At 46.5% G+C, this 19781-nt stretch carries 17 protein-coding genes; 4 read left to right on the top strand and 13 right to left on the bottom strand.

Annotated elements, in window-relative coordinates:
- Positions 1 to 15: 15 nt before the first annotated feature.
- Together OGX91_RS03790 and crrC are read right to left on the bottom strand one after the other, a co-directional pair.
- A complete protein-coding gene (locus OGX91_RS03790; protein WP_199947963.1) occupies positions 16 to 927 on the bottom strand; it encodes an ABC transporter six-transmembrane domain-containing protein in 912 nt (303 codons plus the stop codon).
- A gap of 205 nt (positions 928 to 1132) precedes the next feature.
- Complete coding sequence (gene crrC / locus OGX91_RS03785) at positions 1133 to 1522, bottom strand: colistin resistant protein CrrC (RefSeq protein WP_149691574.1); 390 nt, start codon at positions 1520 to 1522, stop codon at positions 1133 to 1135.
- 281 nt (positions 1523 to 1803) lie between these two features.
- Here crrC and OGX91_RS03780 point away from each other — a divergent pair, with 281 nt between their 5' ends.
- Positions 1804 to 2508 (top strand): response regulator, encoded by a 705-nt coding sequence (locus OGX91_RS03780; protein WP_040233812.1) that lies wholly within the window; start codon positions 1804 to 1806, stop codon positions 2506 to 2508.
- Positions 2505 to 3575, top strand: coding sequence for an ATP-binding protein (locus OGX91_RS03775; protein ID WP_182290524.1), 1071 nt, complete (start codon positions 2505 to 2507; stop codon positions 3573 to 3575). Before OGX91_RS03780 ends, OGX91_RS03775 begins: the two co-directional genes overlap by 4 nt.
- On the opposite strand, the gene OGX91_RS03770 is transcribed toward OGX91_RS03775, so the two are convergent.
- The 9 genes from OGX91_RS03770 to OGX91_RS03730 all read right to left on the bottom strand — a co-directional run bounded on the left by OGX91_RS03770 (position 3572) and on the right by OGX91_RS03730 (position 14680).
- The gene (locus tag OGX91_RS03770) at positions 3572 to 4498 is read right to left on the bottom strand and encodes an ATP-grasp fold amidoligase family protein (RefSeq protein ID WP_149691575.1); all 927 of its coding nucleotides are present in this window, start codon (positions 4496 to 4498) and stop codon (positions 3572 to 3574) included. The two genes, OGX91_RS03775 and OGX91_RS03770, sit on opposite strands and share 4 nt — an antisense overlap.
- 296 nt (positions 4499 to 4794) lie before the next feature.
- The gene (locus OGX91_RS03765) at positions 4795 to 5289 is read right to left on the bottom strand and encodes a 2-thiouracil desulfurase family protein (RefSeq protein WP_040233817.1); all 495 of its coding nucleotides are present in this window, start codon (positions 5287 to 5289) and stop codon (positions 4795 to 4797) included.
- A gap of 382 nt (positions 5290 to 5671) precedes the next feature.
- Positions 5672 to 6574 (bottom strand): GGDEF domain-containing protein, encoded by a 903-nt coding sequence (locus OGX91_RS03760; RefSeq protein ID WP_233614789.1) that lies wholly within the window; start codon positions 6572 to 6574, stop codon positions 5672 to 5674.
- A 1048-nt stretch (positions 6575 to 7622) separates the two neighbouring features.
- Positions 7623 to 8606, bottom strand: coding sequence for an alpha/beta hydrolase (locus tag OGX91_RS03755; protein WP_286625490.1), 984 nt, complete (start codon positions 8604 to 8606; stop codon positions 7623 to 7625).
- A gap of 138 nt (positions 8607 to 8744) precedes the next feature.
- Entirely contained in the window at positions 8745 to 9227 is a 483-nt protein-coding gene (locus OGX91_RS03750; protein WP_005127202.1) for a glutathione peroxidase, read from the bottom strand.
- Positions 9228 to 9345: 118 nt separating this feature from the next.
- Positions 9346 to 10083: an SDR family oxidoreductase gene (locus OGX91_RS03745; protein WP_040233821.1), complete on the bottom strand. Its 738-nt coding sequence runs from the start codon at positions 10081 to 10083 to the stop codon at positions 9346 to 9348.
- A 328-nt stretch (positions 10084 to 10411) separates the two neighbouring features.
- Positions 10412 to 11416 (bottom strand): tryptophan--tRNA ligase, encoded by a 1005-nt coding sequence (trpS, locus tag OGX91_RS03740; RefSeq protein WP_005127200.1) that lies wholly within the window; start codon positions 11414 to 11416, stop codon positions 10412 to 10414.
- Positions 11417 to 11669: 253 nt separating this feature from the next.
- The gene (locus OGX91_RS03735) at positions 11670 to 13454 is read right to left on the bottom strand and encodes a diguanylate cyclase (protein ID WP_286625488.1); all 1785 of its coding nucleotides are present in this window, start codon (positions 13452 to 13454) and stop codon (positions 11670 to 11672) included.
- 116 nt (positions 13455 to 13570) lie between these two features.
- Positions 13571 to 14680, bottom strand: a complete 1110-nt coding sequence (locus tag OGX91_RS03730; RefSeq protein WP_040233824.1) for an AI-2E family transporter — start codon at positions 14678 to 14680, stop codon at positions 13571 to 13573.
- Between the two features lie 686 nt (positions 14681 to 15366).
- Here OGX91_RS03730 and OGX91_RS03725 point away from each other — a divergent pair.
- Positions 15367 to 16065, top strand: a complete 699-nt coding sequence (locus OGX91_RS03725; RefSeq protein ID WP_005127196.1) for an RluA family pseudouridine synthase — start codon at positions 15367 to 15369, stop codon at positions 16063 to 16065.
- Between the two features lie 19 nt (positions 16066 to 16084).
- Here the strand turns inward: OGX91_RS03725 and mdtK are convergent, their stop codons facing one another.
- Entirely contained in the window at positions 16085 to 17458 is a 1374-nt protein-coding gene (gene mdtK, locus OGX91_RS03720) for a multidrug efflux MATE transporter MdtK (RefSeq protein WP_005127195.1), read from the bottom strand.
- 217 nt (positions 17459 to 17675) lie between these two features.
- Between mdtK and OGX91_RS03715 the strand changes: the two genes are divergently transcribed.
- The gene (locus OGX91_RS03715) at positions 17676 to 18323 is read left to right on the top strand and encodes a riboflavin synthase (RefSeq protein WP_061067853.1); all 648 of its coding nucleotides are present in this window, start codon (positions 17676 to 17678) and stop codon (positions 18321 to 18323) included.
- Positions 18324 to 18364: 41 nt separating this feature from the next.
- On the opposite strand, the gene cfa is transcribed toward OGX91_RS03715, so the two are convergent.
- Positions 18365 to 19513, bottom strand: coding sequence for a cyclopropane fatty acyl phospholipid synthase (cfa, locus tag OGX91_RS03710; protein ID WP_005127193.1), 1149 nt, complete (start codon positions 19511 to 19513; stop codon positions 18365 to 18367).
- Positions 19514 to 19781: the final 268 nt, after the last annotated feature.

Raw genomic sequence — 19781 nt, 5'->3', positions numbered from 1 at the left:
ACGAATGGTCAAAAATCAACATGTATTACCTGATAAAGAGGCCTCATCGTCTGTTGAGACCCGCTTACCGATCTCCCTGAGCTGGGAGAATTTTTCCAGGAGATGTGGGGCGTCATCCAGGCTGGTTGAAAACATCCACATATACGTCATGACGGAATAAATATGTCCGGCATTAATTCCAGATTCCAGGCTCATCCTGATAATGGCCATGGAAAAGAGAGCAGAAACCAGAATGCCTATGGATAAATATCCCCATGCCTCTCTGTCGGATAGCACCACACGCAGGCGGGCAAGCGTGTCATAGTGTCTTTTCAGAGCTCCAAATGATGCCTTATGAACATAATCGACCTCTTTTTCGAGGCGATTATTAAGACGCTGATATAATGTCTCGTTTTTATGGGCATAGTCGGAGACGAAGCACATCAGTATTGCCACGATGATCAAACAAATTATTCCTGTCCAGAATTCAATCCATAACAGCATTATTGCTGCTCCGAAAAGGGATATGATCGAGGTGTTCAATACAGACAGGTGCAGCTCGAAGAAATCCACGAATTCTCGTGATAGCGATACTCTCGCAGCAATAGTCGAGTGATTAAGTGAATATTTTCGCTGGGCTAATACTACAGTCACAGCAAGACTGGCGTAGATACGTGCAAACGTTCGCGTATCTACACTACGTCTGGCGACCCCCATGCACCACATGAACAGAACCATCAGACCATAAAGGACCGCACGTGACATCTGACCTGCCAGGATGGCATTTATCGCCATGCCCGCCAAAACGGGGTAGAGCAGGAATGCAACGTTTTCAGCAATAACCAGCATGAAAGTAATGCACAATTTCTTTCTGTGCCGCCAGGCGAGTCTCTTAAGCGAGATAGCAACCCCGGGAGCCGTAGGTTTGTTGGTGCCTTTATAAATCATGATAAATGTGTCTTAAGCATTGGAGTGAAAAAATATTCTGCCGTTGGTTTATTATTTCAGTTAAGTAACACCAGACGGCATAATAGAGCCGTCATATAAGACATGCGCTAAGTGTAACGTCATGATGTCAATCGTGAATGGATGTTTTATGGAGGATATGTGTACTCACTCCTGAAGATGTGCATTATGCTGACAAGGCATAAGATCAAATCATTCTTATACATAAACACACAGGTAGTCCGCAAAAGAAAACCAATAAAAAGCATTCATAATAAAAAATAAAATCATAAATGTCTGGCAAAGTATTTAAAAGAAGATGTAATGCAGTGATGGTAAATATAAATAGCAAAATCAGACCTAATGTTACTGCAATAAGGTTTTTTAAAACCCCTGGTTTTTTCTGAATAATAAATGATAATGCAGAAATGATTATCAAAACACGAATCAGTAAGGATGAAGGTATAGTTGATTCTACTTTTTCATTGATTGCACGCACAAAATAAAGCCAGGGAGATAATAACCCACATGTAACCATTAAAAATAAAAATGAGGCCATCAAATTCTCACGTCGGAAAATAAATTTAGTCAGCGTCATAGCGTTCCTTACACAGCAGTACATGTTGCATGTAACTTTCAACCTGGTCGTATATTATCGCTTAACGATGTTGATTAATTATTTATGGAAAGTGTAGTGAATATGGAGGAAGTGGCCGGTTAAGTTCATAAAAATTTTGTGATGAACTTTTTCAAAAAGTATCTGTCAAACCGAACTAATCTGAAGCTAAGGTTTATAATTGAGTAAAAATCATTATGCATGACAATATAAGAGCCTTTCAGGGTAAAATGCATATTGTCATCAGTACTGTGGAAGAAAATATGAAAAGCAACAATCTGATTATCGTAGCAGAAGACGATGATGACATCTCCGCCATACTGACAGGCTATTTAAATAAGGCTGGCATGAAAACCTTAAGAGCCGAAGATGGTGAGCAGGCAATCAACCTTACCCGTCTAAACAGGCCTGATCTCCTGTTGTTGGACATCAACCTGCCCGTGTACGATGGCTGGAATGTTCTGACAACGTTAAGAAAGGAAACCAACGTACCGGTCATTATGGTTACAGCACTGGATCAAGACGTTGATAAACTGATGGGCTTGCGGCTCGGGGCTGATGACTATGTGATAAAACCCTTTAATCCCTCTGAGGTTGTCGCCAGAGTTGAAGCCGTACTTCGCAGAACAAGATCGGTTGCAGAGCCTACACATTCGCGGCCCTTAAGAACACCTTTTCTTACAATTTATCCTGATGAATTTTACGTTGAAATCGCGGTCCAGGGTGGGGTTTCCTCGCCGGTATTAACTACCACTGAATTTAAGCTTCTAACCTATTTGGCCAGAAATCCAAGGAAAGTATGTTCACGTGATGAGTTACTCGATGCGTGTTTGCCTGAGGGGGATTCGCTCGATCGCACCGTAGACAGTCATATGAGCAAACTCCGGAAAAAGCTTGAACATGCCGGACTTAAAGGTATTCCTGAAAGTATCAGAGGAATAGGCTACCGCTTGGGCGACAAAAAATGAACAAAGAAACAATTCTGAGCCGCCAGATATTGACATATATGCTGTCATTAACATTCGTTATTATTGCAATTGCTGTCCTGGGCTCCTACTTATTTTATAGTTTCTTGATTGACTACCTCCCGGGAGGGATAAACGCTGGAGATGAAGATGATATGACCTTTCTTGACTGGATATGGATCTTGATCGCTTCATTGACCAGTCTGCTTGTTTCACTATTTTTTACCGTAAAACTATCTGCAAGAATATTAAATCCCCTGAATGATGTGGCAAACAGCCTTAAACAAATCTCTCAAGGAAACCTTAGTGCAAGAGCGATTAGCAGCGGTTCTCAGTTGGGGGAAATGAATAAACTCGTTGATGATTTTAATGAAATGGCGGAGAAGTTACAGACGCTGGATGTTCAGCGGAATTTATGGAATGCTGCTATCGCGCATGAACTCCGAACACCAGTTACTATTTTGCGGGGCAGGCTTCAGGGGCTGGTTGATGGCGTATTTGAACCAGAACCGCCGCTCTTTAGAAATCTCCTAAAACAAACTGAAGGTCTGACTAACTTAATCGAGGATCTTCGTGTTGTGAGCTCCTCAGGAGGGGCCGAATATTCCTTGATGCTCAGCGAAGTCGATCTCGCGGCAACGATCTCCAGTGCACTTGATACTTTTTTGCCTGATTTCGAAAAGAATGGCTTCAACATTGTTACTGAGCTTAGCTGTCAGCGTTGCATCTGCGATCCATTACGCATTATTCAGTGCCTCACCGTTCTTTTTGACAATGCCTTAAAGTATTCCACCTCTCAAACACTTTTAGTGAAGAATGGTATTATGGGGAATGATAATTTTATCCTCATTCAGGACAAAGGACCTGGAATTCCTGAAGAACTCCAGAAGTCCTTATTCCAGCCTTTCCAGCGAGGAGAATATGCTAAAAATATTAACCCCGAGGGTTGTGGTTTAGGATTGTCGGTAGTAAAAGCCATTATGCGCGCCCACGGCGGAGACGTTAGCTACAGTGTAACTCAAGAAAATGGCTCGCTTTTCAAACTGTCATGGCCTACTTCAGGACATTAATAAACAGGCTCAAATGAGCCTTTTTTAGCAAGAGACAGATCCCACATACTGCCGAGTTTAGCGTCCCAAATTTCTGGGGTGATTTTAAGTTTGCCTCTATTGGGACTTAATGTTATTTCGCTGAAATAGATATCTTCTCCTTTAAGCATAAGATCGACACGGCAATAGTCTATTTCTTTTGCTAGCTCCTGGGCAGCAATAACGGATTTATGAAATGATTCGGGTTCATCTACTGGCGTTGGAGTATTTGGGTACTCCATCTGAAAGGGTTGTAAATTCCATGCTCTGTCATAGACATTAATGAATCCGCACCCATTGCTGTCAGTAAAGTCAGCCTCAATAAAACATGGTATACCGTGAAAGCAGTGTATCCTTAACATTTCAGGAGTAACGTTCCTGTTTCGATTGGAAAACAGATCCAGGTACATTTCGCAGAGAATAACAGGATATATGTTTTTATACTGCCATTCTCTAGTTGTATAATACATATTCTTTTTAAGTGATAATTTTAATTTTTTTATAGCCTTAGTGGAATCAAACGCCGATTTTTCTGTACAGATAACGGCGCTACCGCTGTCATGATTGCATTTCAAAACAAATTTAGGAGGTAGTTTATCGAAGTCGATATCTTCAACGCGACGATAAACACCAATCAATGGAACAAGCTTAACTAAACTTGTGCTTCTATTCACATATTCCCTGACAGCAAGTTTATCAGCCAATGTTGTAAAAAATGGATTGTGTTCGAATATGAGACGATGACAAATCTTCTCATTAAGCGTTAATGGATTAAGTAGGTCTGGATAGCGCCCCGAAAGTTTATGAAGTCTTTTCGCATGAAATGAAATATCTTTGGTGAAAATTGTTCTGCATTTTTTGAGTAAATACTCAATGTGTTTAATGTGGTAATTTATTTTACTCATAACTCCTCCATTCAGTTCGGTAATTCTGACAGAGGATTATTGATTTATATTTAGCAAATTATGGAGAGTATATGGACCGATATGCTTCTTTATTAACAGAAATTAATCAGGGACATTGCCCGCTCCTGGCACGAAGCGGGCCGCCTGAAGCGCCGCAAGATCTGCTATGAGCGAGGAGCGGAAGTTCGTAATTATTACCATAATAGACGAGTCAATAATATTATCCTCTCATACCTAAACGGAGACGGGTGAGTCTTGCGGATCTGACTTCTGTTCGTATCTCAATAAAAAAGGTCTCAGCGTTCCTTCTCTTCAATCCAGGCAATCAGCTCGGCGAGCCTCTTTTCAGAAAACACGGCTATACCATGTTCGGTGAGTAGCGATGCGGCGATTCCCATTCCTGACTTACGCTGGCCGCTGAATGAACCGTCATAAATGAATTGGCTACCGCATGTTGGACTTCCGTCGGTCAGCAGCGCAGCGGTACAACCTGACTCCTGAGCGGTACGTAACGCCAACCAGGCGGCAAGCTGATAGTGCTCAGTTACATCTTGTCCAGTAATTTCAAGTATTCTGGCCTGAGCCTGCACTGCGTCCTTACCCTCAGCAGAAACAATCTCAGCAGGAGGGCGTGGAATTGGCAAGCCGGCGGCCAGCTCAGGGCAGTGGATCACGAGACGCTGCTCTTTATGCCAGCGCTGCAACTGATTGGTCATTTGCGCTTTCTCGCTTCCGTCATAGCGCACTTTGAACCCCACAAGACAAGCACTCACCAGTATTTTATTTATCATCGTTATCGTATATTATGGGGGCTGGATGCCTAGATTATAACACCTCGCTTTTTATATAGACATGCCTAATGCAGTACCAGCGGGCAGTGGACTTTACAATAGTTGGTTGCGCAATGATTTAATTATCGTTAAATTAGTATGAATTTCAATTAATAGATGTCCGAATGATATTTTTCGATAAATAGCATCGAGGCATGAAAAAAGCAGCGTCAAGCAATGTGGGATAGGTATGTATGACGGTAATCCAGTTCATTCAGAGAGTGAACGTAAGTCTTTCCTGATACCCCAATCCGCTGGCTGTTGATCGTTTAAGTTACTTTGAAACTAAACTAGAATCACTTAATTAATAAAGCAGGATCAACTCTTCAATTATTTTTTTTGGTTAATTATGAGAGCGCTGAGCGTATATTATGCAATCTCTTCCAGCTCTTTTGGCTCGATAAAGTGCATCATCAGCCGCAGTAATGACTTCAGAAGAAGAGTCCTTTTTCTGTTTGATTGCCACTCCAATGCTTAGAGTGATACTAATACTGCCTTTGTCCTCATCTGAAACCGATGTTTTTATCTTTCTAATGAAGTCCTCAGCATTAGTATCGTCGAAAATTACAATTGCAAATTCTTCGCCACCAGACCTGGAAATAAAAACCTTATCGTTTATATAATGGCTTAGCGTCAATCCTATGTTTCTCAATACATTATCCCCGGCCCCATGACCATATATATCATTGATACTTTTAAAATGGTCAATGTCTGCAATGCATATCATTCCCGCCCTGTTTTCTATCTCTCTGAGTTTAACGTTCAGATGCCGTCTATTTGGTAATCCTGTCAATTCATCTGTTAATGAAAGGTGAACCGCAGATTTATAATTATGATTGGCGTATGATATGAATTTATTAAACGAATAAATAATCATAAGCATGGCTGGGGCGTATAGAAGAGCTGCTATTACAGATGCTATATCTCTCTCTATCAAATTAAGACCTCCAGCCATAGAAGCCAGAGATGAATTCAAAAGCAAAAACAAACTAATTCTTAAAGTTAGTAAATGCCTCTCTCTAGAGTGGATGTTAAACGACTTCCTAATAAACCATGCGGTTACTATTATAGTACAAGTATTTATAAAGAAATAAAAGTTTAGCTTTGATATGTCACCCATGGCCAACGAGAGAGCAATAATTAGCGTAACCATAAAACCGGTATAAATGATTACCATCCGGTAAAGAAGACCTTTTGGGGATTCAACCTCATGAATTAGTTTGTCGTGTATCTTAAAGCTCATCATGCAATCCTGATTTAGTTCATGGGGTGATAGTACCACGTAATCATTCATGATGGTGATGGTTTATGCTGTTCAGGTTGCAGGCTCAGTTGCTGTAAGTGAAGAGACTAGTTGTATAAAAGCGCGACGTGATTAGCAGATTTTTTCTAATTTCTACAAATTCCACATATAAATCATCAAATTCTAGCGAATACTGAACGATAGCTGTTAGATGACTAAGTTGCAGTGTAAACAATTCCTTCCAATAATGTATAAGTCTTCATCACATGAACAAATTCACTACCTATAGGCTATTGAATGTCATTACCTCTAAAAGAGATAAAAATCATTTGACCTAATAACGGCAATAGTATTCATATAAAGATATTGCACTGTTTTTATTGAGTTACTAAGGCTAAAATTTAGCATTAAACGCTTTTAGTTAGGATATTATTCTAAATTCTCTCCAAAGTCCGCTTTTGGCGCTCAGGAAATATTCAAACCATCATGTTTGGCGCGAATCAGCATCATTCTGGGCTGTCATGTCATTCCGTCCAGTCGAATCAGCCTGTGGCAGGCTATCTCAGTAAAAACTGAATCAGCTGAACAAAGATATACACTGCCGCAGTCATGTGTATTGCCCGTCCTCCCCACCTAAGATATCGCCATTCATGACGTTCTCTAGCGTCGGCTTCTTCAATGGCGGGGTCAGAATGCTTTATTTTCTTTGTCCTGAATTCATTCATTACCCACAAAACAAGAATAACGGTAATGACGGTTTTCTGAAGTATGAGATAATCCACAAAGAGTGACTCCCACCTGCTCACTGATGCAAGCAGAATAGATGAACGATCTCCACGTAGCAACCAATTAATTTAGGGGTCTTATTCATTTTAGCCCTTGCTGGACGTTGAGGTGATTCTGTCTATCGCAGTTTCATCGAATGCTGATACGCGGTCGGTAGTGCGAAATATCTGACAGGTTGCTGTGAGCGAACAGGAGATGAATGCTTAAAGCCTTCTGAACTCTATAAAAGTAAGTTTTTTGGCAGACACCAGGACCAGAGCAGTTGTTACTTCTCTGGAAAATGTGAGTTGTGGATAAGGAAATGTTCAATCGAATCGACTAAACCGGGAGCTAATGGTAGCGCTGGTTCAGCGTATGAAGAGATATTCGCCTTGCGATCGTCCGAGGTAACCTCTTTCATAACATGGTTCATATTGGGTAGTAGAACCAGGGATGCTTGAGGATTCGCGGCCTTAAGCATTCTTGCATCCGTTTCTTCCACCTGGAGATCTCGTTGCCCTTGTAGCACTAACACGGGTTTGGAAATGGTCGAAATGAGATGACTTGGATTATATGAAAACGCATTGATCAAAAATCCCTGAACCGAAGGATTAAAGAGGTTTTGTAGTGCTGGATGAATATTCGTTGTATCCACCCTCCGGCTCTGCTCCAGAGCATCAATTATCGGCAGCGCTTCATTTAATAACAACGCGTTTGCCGGATTAGCTTTAAGTTGTCCCCTTAACACCTCGCCCATCGGCCTCCCGGGCATTGCGATAAGAACCACACCGCATACATCCTGTTCTTGAGCCGCGGCAAGTGCGACTACGCCTCCTTCGCTGTGTCCTAAAACCCAAACACAGGAAGTTTGCATTTCACGTTTAAGTACTTTTAGCCAGGAACGAACGTCGTCAACATAGTCAGCAATCGTCACCGCATTGGCATCTTCCACGGCCATTACGCTAGCGAACATTCCACGTTTATCGATACGAAGTGTTGCAAAGCCTTTCGCAACAAGGGCTTCAGCAAGAAGTCGGTAAGGTGATGCATTCACACCAAGCGGGTTGTTTCCATCCCGATCAGTCGGGCCGGAGCCTGGAACGATAAGAACAATGGCAGTTGGTTTTGAACTTGGAGTGAGCAACGTACCTTTTAAAGGACCCTTTGGGCCAGTGGCGTCCAGGGTGGTTTCGGAAAAAGTCACCGGTGCTGCGGCCAAACTCACAAATGGACAAGCGCTCAAAAGTGCAATGGAGGTTGTAATGTTCATCGATGATTTTCCGGTAAAACTCAGAGTACCTGTCGATTTATATTATAAACATGACCTGCTCTCAATTGATTAATTCATCAGTGGCATTAGCAACATCCGCTTCTGGCACCAGGCAGACAATTCAAATGACAAAAATACCTAGATTTCAAGTGCAGCCAGGATGACAGTTTCCATTTTCTCCGGGGTAGTGAACGGCGCAAAACGCTTTAGCGGCTTGCCATCGCGTCCGATCAGGAATTTTGTGAAATTCCATTTTATCCGCCCCCCCAGCATGCCGGGCAACTCGTTTTTTAGATAACGGAATACCGGATGCGTAGCGGCGCCGTTAACCTCCACTTTTTCAAACATCGGGAAGCTTACACCGTAGTTGATGTGGCAGGTCTGCGCGATTTCGTCGGCGTCGCCGGGTTCCTGCCTACCGAACTGGTTGCAGGGGAAACCAAGCACTACCAGTCCGCGAGCTGCGTACTTTTTGTATAGCACTTCCAGACCTGCATATTGTGGCGTGAAGCCACAATGGCTGGCGGTATTTACCACCAGAACCAGCTTGCCAGCATAGTCAGCCATAGGGATACGCTGGCCGTCCAGGCTGGTGGCTGTTAGTTGATAAAAGGTGGTCATAGCGAACTCCTCAGAGCAGGACCTGTCAGACATCGGCATAGCCATACAGCACGGTGCTGCTGGGGCAAGTGAGAAGCGGAGGTGAGTCCGCTCGGTTTAGTGCTGTCAGATTCAGTACCTAATGCTCCAAATCTTCGCGAGTGGGTCCTTGAAAGTAAAGGGTACTAATATGGCAACTCCGCGGTTGAGTCAGCACAAAACGAATTGTTTCCCAGACAGAACGTCCATTCATTAGATGCTCTCCCATTCTGGATTGAGTGTCGACAAGAGGATCTAACCCGGTCAATTCAAAATCCGGTGGGTATAACCCGGTTACCCGGATATTTTCTTTGGATAACTGTTTCGACAGTTTAGTTGTAAAACCACTCATCCCGTGTTTACTGGCAAAAAAAGCGGGATGGGCAATTGAATCCGTAAAATTCGGAATGCCGCATACAGATATAATCGAAACGATGTCAGCACTGTCTGAGCGCCTTAATCCTGGAAGCAATGCCTGTGTTAGTAGAATTGAACCTGTCAGGCCTGAGCTGACGGTATTGTAGATTTCTGAGTCCGGTTGTTCGTCTAAGGTCCCTGACAACCACTGAGCAGCATTGAGGAGTAGAATGTCGATGGACCTGTCTATATCTAAGAGTTGTGAAGCAAACTGAGAAATAGATTCAGGCTGGGTTAAATCACACAGATACCCTTTGGCAACACCACCTTCAGCGGCGATGATGCTGCAGGTTTTGTGAATATCCTCAACCCGCCGGGCAGAAAAATCCACGTTGACGCCTTCTCGAGCCAACCAAACGCACAACGCCTGACCAAATCCTCCGCCGCCGCCGGTGATAACGGCTCTTTTACCTTTCAACATAACGATGCTTCCCTTTCGTGGTGAGTTTGTGTCGCTGGATATATAGCATGGTGATACGGGGTCACATCTTCCCGTTAGTGCCATTTACGGCGGGATAAAAATAGCGGTTTGCATGCGTGAAGGGGGCTCATCCTGGTCGTTGCTTTCAACCTTGTCCCGCGAATGGTGCCAGGTGTCGGGTATCTAAATGGCTGGATCCGATATTTACAATCAGTTGGATAGCACTTAATCACAGCGTCATGTTCCACGTGATGCGGGTAAAATGCGGCGCAAAACAGAGTCATCCCTCCCGGTGGTTATTCTCCGCCGGGAGGGACACCAATCCAGATTAAAATACCGACAATCCCAATCCTTGTTTTACTTCTCTTAGTGTTTGCTGCGTGATGTCGTAGGCCTGCGCGCTGCCTTTTTTAAGCATCGCCATCAGCATACCTTTATCCTGAATATAGGTTGCCCGACGCTCACGCATGGGCGCGATGAGTTCTTGCAGGCACATTTCCAGCTCATTTTTGCATGCCCGATCACCCAATCCTCCTTGCTGATAATGCGCTTTCATTTCTGCGACTTTGGCTTTATCCGGGTGAAAAGCATCCAGGTAGCTGAACACGACATTACCCTCAATTTGCCCTGGATCGGACACTTTTAGGTGGTTAGGATCAGTGTACATTGCGCTGACGGCGCGATGGATAGTCTCTTCACTTGCTGACAGGAGCAGCGTATTACCGAGTGATTTCGACATCTTGGCGTTGCCGTCAATACCAGGAAGACGACTGGTTTCGCTTAACATAGCTTTACAGTGATGCAGAACGGGGGTCGGTAACAGGCTATTCATCTTGTGCACGATTTCATTAGTCTGTTCGATCATCGGCAACTGATCGTCGCCGACGGGAACCAGACTGGCTTTGAATGCCGTAATATCTGCTGCCTGGCTGATGGGGTAAACCAGGAAACCGACCGGCAGCGAACGGGCGAAACCTTTTTGCGCAATTTCATTTTTGACCGTTGGGTTACGCTCGACGCGAGCCACGGTAACGATATTCATATACAGCGCGGTGAGTTCGGCAAGGGCAGGTAGTGCCGATTGTAAACAAAGGGTGGTGAGTGAGGGATCAATACCTGCAGCGAGATAATCGGCCAACACTTCGGGTATGTTATTTTGGATCTTTTGTGGATTGCTGCCGTTATCGGTCAGACCTTGCAGGTCTGCTACCAGAACAAACTGCTGATAATCGTGTTGCAGTATCGCGCGTTGGCGCAGGGAACCTACATAGTGGCCAAGATGCAGTGGCCCAGTAGGGCGGTCGCCGGTTAGGATGATGGATTTGTTGTTCATAGAAGACTCCTTAAGCATAAAACCGAAAGGGGTCTCAAAATGCAAATAACCGCCTTTCGGCGGTTATTTAAAAATGGATAAACACATTCTGACCGCCTTTAAGAAGGCAGCCACCAACGTTTGTGGTTAAAACCGTTGCAATCGTGTTTTATATTCATCAGTTCAACATATCACTACCAGGAGTAGAGGTAAAGTAATGCTCTGCCCACCCGGAGGGGTCAGGAAGTACCCGTCTGGGTTTACGCACCGCTTGTTAGCTCGCTTCCAGCATCCCAAAGCTCACTATGCGGGAACGCCCCAGCTCTTTTGCGCGATACAGCGCGACATCCGCGGCACGTAACAGGTTATCGCTCTGGGCGTGCTGCGGGTAGCTGGCAACACCAATAGACACATCAACGTGACCGATATCAGAGACGCCAAAGCTGAGCGTCAACTCGCGTACGCCGTTGTAAATGTCCGTCGCGAATCGATTGGCCGCCTCTTCATCCATACCGGCAAGCAGAACCAGAAACTCTTCACCACCGTAGCGGAAGGCCATTCCGTGGTCGTGAACAACGCGCTGAATAATTGCTGCGATACTTTTTATCACCCCATCACCTGCCTCATGACCAAAACGGTCGTTGATGCTTTTGAAGTGATCGATATCGATCATCAGGCAACTGATCGGTTCCTGGTTGTGGACAGCCTGACTAATCTGGGTGCGCAGAGTGTCTTCAAGGTGATGGCGATTGCGCAGACCTGTCAGTGGATCATAAAGCGCTTTTTCCAGTAGTGCATCGCGCAGACGTTGGTTAGCTAATGCCAGTCCAAGTGCCTCGGCCATCAGCTCCAGATAAGCACGGGAAGGGGCAGAATTGTCGCTGAGATTCTGGAATGAGAGCAGGCCGATGGCTTCCCCCTGGGCGATCAACGGTACGCACAGGGTATGATCCTGACACGACTCAGGCAGGTGGTAGCAGGCGATATCCGGCTCACCTTGCACGGGAGGATGACTTTGCCCACGGCGCACTGCCCAGCAGTCATCCGGATGGAAAGGGTCAGTTTTGCCTTGCGGCGAAAGCCACTCGGCGGCACAGCGCATGTGCCAGGCTTCCCGATCAAGAATGTAGAGCCGTCCGGCAACGCCAGGGGCAATGTTCGGGGCAAAAAGCTGCGCAACATTGATTACATCGGCAAAGTTTTCGCAGCCCTGTAAACGCTGGGTCATACGCGCCAACAGTTCACGGATTGCCCAGTCGGCATCCCGCTCTTTCTCCAGCCGCTGCCGCGCCAGGCCGTTCTCACGAAAAATACGAATGGCTTGCGCCATATCGCCAATCTCATCAATCTGATTAAAGTTAGGCGTTTCTACGGCATAATCCTGCGATGCGAGACGATGAACCACGTCGCTCAGACGCACAACCGGACGCAATACGCGGCGTTTCAAAATAAAGCCGAGGACAAACAAAAACAGCAGTGCGGTTAAACCGACCATAACTTCGGAGAGCGTACGCAGTATGCGGGAGGTCCTGGTGGCATCGTCAATGCTGTTACGTACACGGTTATCGAGCAACTGCCGGAAATGATCTATCCGCACCTGCGCCCGTTCCAGTTCCTGTTCGTAGGCTTTGCCGTAGAGCAGGGTGATTGCCTGTGACGTTTCTCCGCGGGCCATACTGGCGAGCGCGGTTGCTTGCTCTTCCTGCAGCGCATCGACAATTTGTAATCCTTCATGCAGCAGCGCCAGCTCTTCACCTGTTGCGCCGAAGTCCTTTAATTTTGTTAACCGCTGCTCAACCGCTTTTAGCGACGACGCCTTCTGGCGATAGGCATTCAGTGCATCTGGATCTTTGGCGATCACGTACTCGCGAGCTAAATCGGACAGTGACCAGGCATCGAGCTCCACCTCTTCGGTTAGCTGATCAAATTTATATCGCTGCTCTACCACCTGACGTTCAGTATTGTCTGCTCCGGATGCCATCAGCATAACAACGCCGGAGGCAATGGTCAGGCATACCGTCGCACTGTAAGCCCAGTTGGTGATTGTGGCTATTCGCACTTTTTCGTTCCTTCTGCGACGATTAATGAATAAGCATGATTGAAATTATAGGAAACGTATGATTTTGCGTGAAAACAAAAGGCGACCCGCGGCCGCCCTTTGTTATCGTCATGCCATCATAAATCTGGAGGGTTTTTTCCTTCTTCCATGAAGGCTTCATCGATACCTTCTACGTTGCCCTCATGGTCACGTCCGGAGAACAGATTCCAGCTCGCCAAAAACAGTGCAGCGATCAGTGGGCCAATCACAAAGCCGTTGATACCGTAAATCTCCATCCCGCCGAGGGTGGTAATCAATATCAGGTAGTCCGGCATTTTGGTGTCTTTTCCTACCAGTAGCGGACGCAGAATATTGTCCACCAGTCCGACAATAATGACGAAGAATCCGACAATAAACAGTCCTTGCCACAGTTGGTGGGTGGCAAAGAGGAAAATAGCCGCAGGGACCCAGACTATCGCCGAGCCAACCGCAGGCACCAGCGAGAGGAATGCCATTAGCGCGCCCCACAAGATGCTACCGTCGATGTCGACAATGGCGAAAGCAATGCCGCCCAGCGTGCCCTGTACAACAGCGACAACCGCCGTGCCTTTGACAGTCGCCCGCGTGACACCCACGAATTTGGCAAACAAGTGCTGCTTGGCAAAATCAGACAGCGGTAAGGAGTCCAGAATCTGACGCACCAGATACGGTCCATCCTTCAACAGGAAAAACAGCAGGTACAGCATGATGCCAAAGCTGATGGCGAAACCGAAGGTTCCTTTACCAATCAGGAAAGCACTGCCTGCGAGGTACTGTCCGCCCTGGAGCGCAATGTCGGAGAGTTTTTTCTGGATCTGCGCGACATTATCCAGATTGTGTTCTGCGAGGAACCCTCTGGCCCAGTCAGGAAGATACGAAAGAATAGAACTGACCACTTCCGGAAACTGCGTATCGTTTTGCTGCAACTTGGTGTAAACCACATTCAGTTCGATTGCCAACGACGACAGGATCACCATCAGAGGAATAAAGACAATCAAACAGATAATACCTATAGTGATTAACGATGCCAGACCGTTACGTTCGCCAAGCGCACTGCGCAGTTTGTTTTTTACCGGATTAAAGATAGTCGTCAGAATTGCGGCCCACAAGATTGCGGAGAAGTAGGGGGACAACACGTCGAAAAACGCCCAGGTCACGAGGGCAAGAATGAAAATGAAGAAACCTTTGGTCAGTCCGTTAAATCGCATTAGTGAATCCTGTAACTGAGAAACAGTCTCGACTATAGAACTGTTCAGCAGAATTACCAACTGTGGATGTTGATTCCGGCTTAACGCCGCCTTGATGATCAAACAGTGAACTCAGAGCAAAAAATTGCCCCGTGTTGGAAAGATCCAATGCCAGTATGTATAGTACAAAAACGGCTGCTGCATAACGCTATAGGAATGCTTGCCAGAATGCCCTATCTTTGAAGTAATGAGTTTCTTATTTATATTTAAAATACGGCATGCTGATGTTAATGATAATGACAGATAACACAGTCGTGCCATTAAAACCTTCAGTGTAGAGTGCGCAGGGTGAAGTAATGCCGAATAAGCATATAAGCCCCAATACTAGCTGTTTTATTGCAGACATGACGATGGCCGAAGAACACTGGATGGTTAATGATAATTATTTGTTCAAGATATACAAATGGGAAATATGTGTATTAATGTACACGTTGACCTGAGTCTCACAATTCATATCGGGTATTTAATAGCGGTTCTGCAAAAAAATAGCATGGCATTTATCATATGTTCAACATTATCTCATCGAAAGCAGACAATTTCGAATACCACTGTATTGGGTTAATTATCGTCCATCATGCAGCGCGTTGATTCGCCAGCCGGTTGAAAATTCGTTATGATCCACCCCCACTTTTTAGTCTGGTTGTCTGATGTCTACGATTCTCGATACCTTTGTTGCTCCGCCGTGCCATGACGAAATAGAAATCCTTTACCAGGATGAACATCTGCTGCTTATCAATAAACCCAGTGGGTTGCTGAGTCTGTCGGGGAAAAATCCGCAAAATCTTGATTCGGTGCACTATCGTCTGGTACAGACATACCCGGGCTGTACGCTGGCGCATCGGCTTGATTTTGGTACTTCGGGTCTGATGGTCGTTGCACGCAATAAAGCAATCAATGCTGCGCTCTGTCAGCAGTTCAGCCAGCGCTCGGTGACTAAGGTGTACAGCGCATTGTTATGTGGACACCTGAAACAGGATGACGGTGTGATTGATGCTGCCATTGTCAAAGATCCAGCACTGTTTCCGTTGATGTCGATTAGTGCCAATAGCGGTAAACCTGCGCGTTCCCGTTTTCGGGTGATTGAGCGCTTCAATCAGCTACTGAAGGACGGAAGGTCACTGCCCCTGACGCGGGTGCAACTGATGCCGGAGACCGGACGAACCCATCAGCTACGTCTTCACTGTCAGCATTTGGGTCATCCGATCTGGGGCTGTGATCTTTATGGTGGACGCGAGTGGCCTGGCACGGAGCAGACGTCACGGCTGATGTTACACGCCAGCGAACTGCGGCTGGTACATCCCATCAGCAAAGAACAAATCAACGTCTGCCATGCCAGCCCATTTTAACTCGGCGGCTATTACGGTGTTATCGTGCTGCACGTTGCAGAATGACGGCTGACGGCTGGCGTTGCAGAAAACGCATCCGCAGCATCATCAGCACCGCGGCAGAGGTCAGACCAATAATAAAGCCCATCCAGAAGCCCGCTGGCCCCATGCGGTCGACGACCAGATCGGTGAGCGCAAGAATATATCCACTTGGCAACCCCAGCACCCAGTACGCTGTGAAGGTGATAAAGAAAATGGAACGCGTATCTTTATAACCACGCAGGATCCCGCTGCCAATAACCTGAATTGAGTCCGAAATCTGGTACACGGCAGCCAGTAACATCAGTTGTGCAGCCAGTGTGACAACTTCAGGATTATTGTTGTAGAGCAGGGCGATGTGCTCGCGCAATGTGACGGTGAAAATGGCGGTCATCATCGCCATACATACGCCGACACCTAAGCCAGTTCTGGCAGCGGTCTGAGCATCCAACGTTGATCCCTGACCCAGGCGGTATCCCACACGAATGGTGACGGCAGCCGCTAAAGACATCGGCAAGACAAACATTAATGAGCTGAAGTTCAGCGCGATCTGGTGTCCGGCCACGTCGACAATTCCCAGCGGGGAGACCAACAGCGCCACCACGGCAAACAGCGTGACTTCAAAAAATAATGCCAGCGCAATGGGCAAACCCAGCTGTACCAGGCGTTTCATCACCGCGATGTCAGGTTTCTGGAAGCCACGCTCATTACGGATATCACGCATTGATCGGGCGCGTTTTACGTAAGAAAGCATGGCGGCAAACATCACCCAATACACCGCTGCCGTTGCCACACCGCATCCTACACCGCCCAGTTCTGGCATGCCCAAATGGCCATAGATGAAAACATAGTTAACCGGAATGTTCACCAGCAGGCCGAGAAAACCCATTACCATTGCCGGTTTGGTCTTGGCCAGGCCTTCGCACTGGTTACGGGCAACCTGGAAGAACAAATATCCGGGCGCACCCCATAGCAGCGCGCGCAGATAGCCAACGGCTTTGTCGGCCAGTGCAGGATCAATGTTATGCATAGAGCGGATAATGTATCCCGCATTCCAAAGCACAATCATAATCAGAACGGATACGATCCCCGCCAGCCAGAAACCCTGACGTATTTGGTGAGCAATGCGATCGCGGCGCCCGGAACCGTTAAGTTGCGCAATCACTGGCGTCAGCGCCAGCAACAGCCCGTGACCAAACAGAATTGCGGGTAGCCAGATGGACGTACCAATAGCAACGGCTGCCATGTCCGTCGCGCTATATCCGCCGGCCATCACGGTATCGACGAATCCCATTGCGGTTTGAGCGATTTGCGCAAGAATCACCGGAATTGCCAGAGCTAATAACTGACGCGCTTCACTTACATACTTTTGCACGTGTACACCACTATATTGTTGTTATTTGAGAGACTAAAAAAGCCGCCTTATATGGCAGCAAGGAGAAAATGCAGGGGAAATTTCAGTCTATTGTAGCGAGGAATCCGTATTTCTCCAGTGAAAAAATAGGCGGGAGCGGCGCATTGCTGGCAACCTGATTTTCCACCTGCTATTGTGCACAGCAGAGATGTCTTAATTGAGTTCAGGAGTTACAGGTATGTTTACGGGTATTGTGCAGGGCACCGCGAAACTGGTGTCGATTGATGAAAAACCGAATTTTCGCACACATGTAGTGGAGTTACCTGAATACATGTTGGATGGGCTGGAGACCGGCGCATCGGTAGCACACAACGGCTGTTGTCTGACAGTGACCGAAATTAACGGTAACCAGATAAGCTTCGATCTGATGAAAGAGACGCTGCGAATCACCAATCTGGGTGACCTGAAGGTCGGCGATTTGGTCAACGTTGAGCGCGCAGCAAAATTCAGCGATGAAATTGGCGGACATTTAATGTCAGGCCATATTATGACTACCGCCGAGGTATCGAAAATTCTGACCTCAGAAAACAACCGCCAGGTGTGGTTTAAAGTTCAGGATCCGTTGCTGATGAAATATATCCTGTACAAAGGATTTATCGGTATTGACGGTATTAGCCTGACGGTTGGCGAAGTCACACCGACACGCTTTTGCGTGCATTTGATTCCGGAAACCCTGGAACGTACAACGCTGGGCAAGAAAAAACTGGGTGCGCGAGTCAATATCGAAATCGACCCGCAAACACAGGCCGTTGTTGATACGGTTGAACGTGTATTGGCCGCACGTGAAAGCGCTATGAGTAATGTTACTGGCGAAGCGGGCGTTTAAATCGGAATAAAAAGCCCCCGGTAGTTCGGGGGCGATGCTGTCTAACGGGGAACGCGGAGCCCGTGTTCAACGCCACGAGAGAACACAACCTGCCACAGCTGGATGTCGCGCGCGCGAAATGCGCCAGCACACGCATTCAGGTAATAACTGAACATCCGTTTAAAGCGTTCACTATAGTTGTCGGCAATTTCTGGCCAGGTGGTCATGAAACGCTCATGCCAGGCCATCAGGGTGGTATCGTAATCCGCACCAAAGTTATGCCAGTCTTCCATCACGAAATGTGGCTCGCTGGCGTTGGCAATCTGACGAACTGACGGTAAACAGCCGTTCGGGAAGATGTATTTATTGATCCACGGATCAACATTATTGTCGGTTTTTTTAGAGCCGATGGTATGTAGCAAAAAAAGACCGTCTTGCTTTAAATTACGGTCAACAACGTCAAAATAGGTGTTGTAATTTTTCGGTCCCACATGCTCAAACATACCGACGGAAACGATACGGTCAAACCGGTCATTGAGGTCACGGTAGTCCTGCAGCAAAATCGTGACATCCAGCCCTTCACAGCGCGTCTGCGCCATTTTTTGCTGTTCTGCCGAGATAGTCACGCCAGTCACGCTCACCCCGTATTGTGACGCCATGAACTGGGACAAGCCTCCCCAGCCGCAGCCAATATCGAGTACGCGCATACCTGGTTTCAATTGCAATTTCTCGGCAATCATTTTTAACTTCGCCTGCTGGGCAGATTCCAGGGTATCGGCATCTTTCCAGTAGGCGCAGGAATATTGCATGTAGGGATCAAGCATGCGGGTAAAGAGATCGTTGCCAAGATCGTAGTGTTCCTTGCCAACGACCCAGGCACGTTTTTTGGTTTGTAAATTAAACAGACGGGCCGTTGCGATACGTAGCGTATCTCTGAAGTGGCGGGGGAGTTGGCTTTCAAGACCTGCACGCAGGACTTTGTTAAAAAACATATCCAGCCGATCGCATTCCCACCAGCCGTCCATATAACTTTCACCTAAACCCAACGATCCTTCCTGTAACACGCGTCTGAAAAAGTCGGGGTTTTTAACGCGAATATCTGCCGGTGCCGGGCCATTAATGGTAATGCCTGCACGGCTCAATAACTCATTGGTGATTCGGTACCAGTCATCATCCGGTACGCTGACGTCTTCTATACATGATGAACTCATAGCTTCTCCATCACTGGTCGGTGATCAGAACCTTAAAACAGCGTAGACGCTTTTTTGGGCTTTGTGAGAAATCTCACGGATTTAATCCGCGAATCTATAATCCGACGTAGAACAGAGGAAGGGAGAAACCCTTGCCGAAAAGGCCATCCATGGAAAAACGGGAACCTGCTTGTTCCCGTTACTCTATAAATCTTATCGTTTTATTAACAACCGAAAATTAGTATAGGCCTGAATTTTTGGCTATTCAACCGATAATTGTTAGCGGACT

The organism is Citrobacter sp. Cpa228 (assembly GCF_030333085.1).
Lineage (GTDB): Bacteria > Pseudomonadota > Gammaproteobacteria > Enterobacterales > Enterobacteriaceae > Citrobacter > Citrobacter pasteurii.
This window is presented reverse-complemented; position numbering and strand designations above follow the sequence as displayed.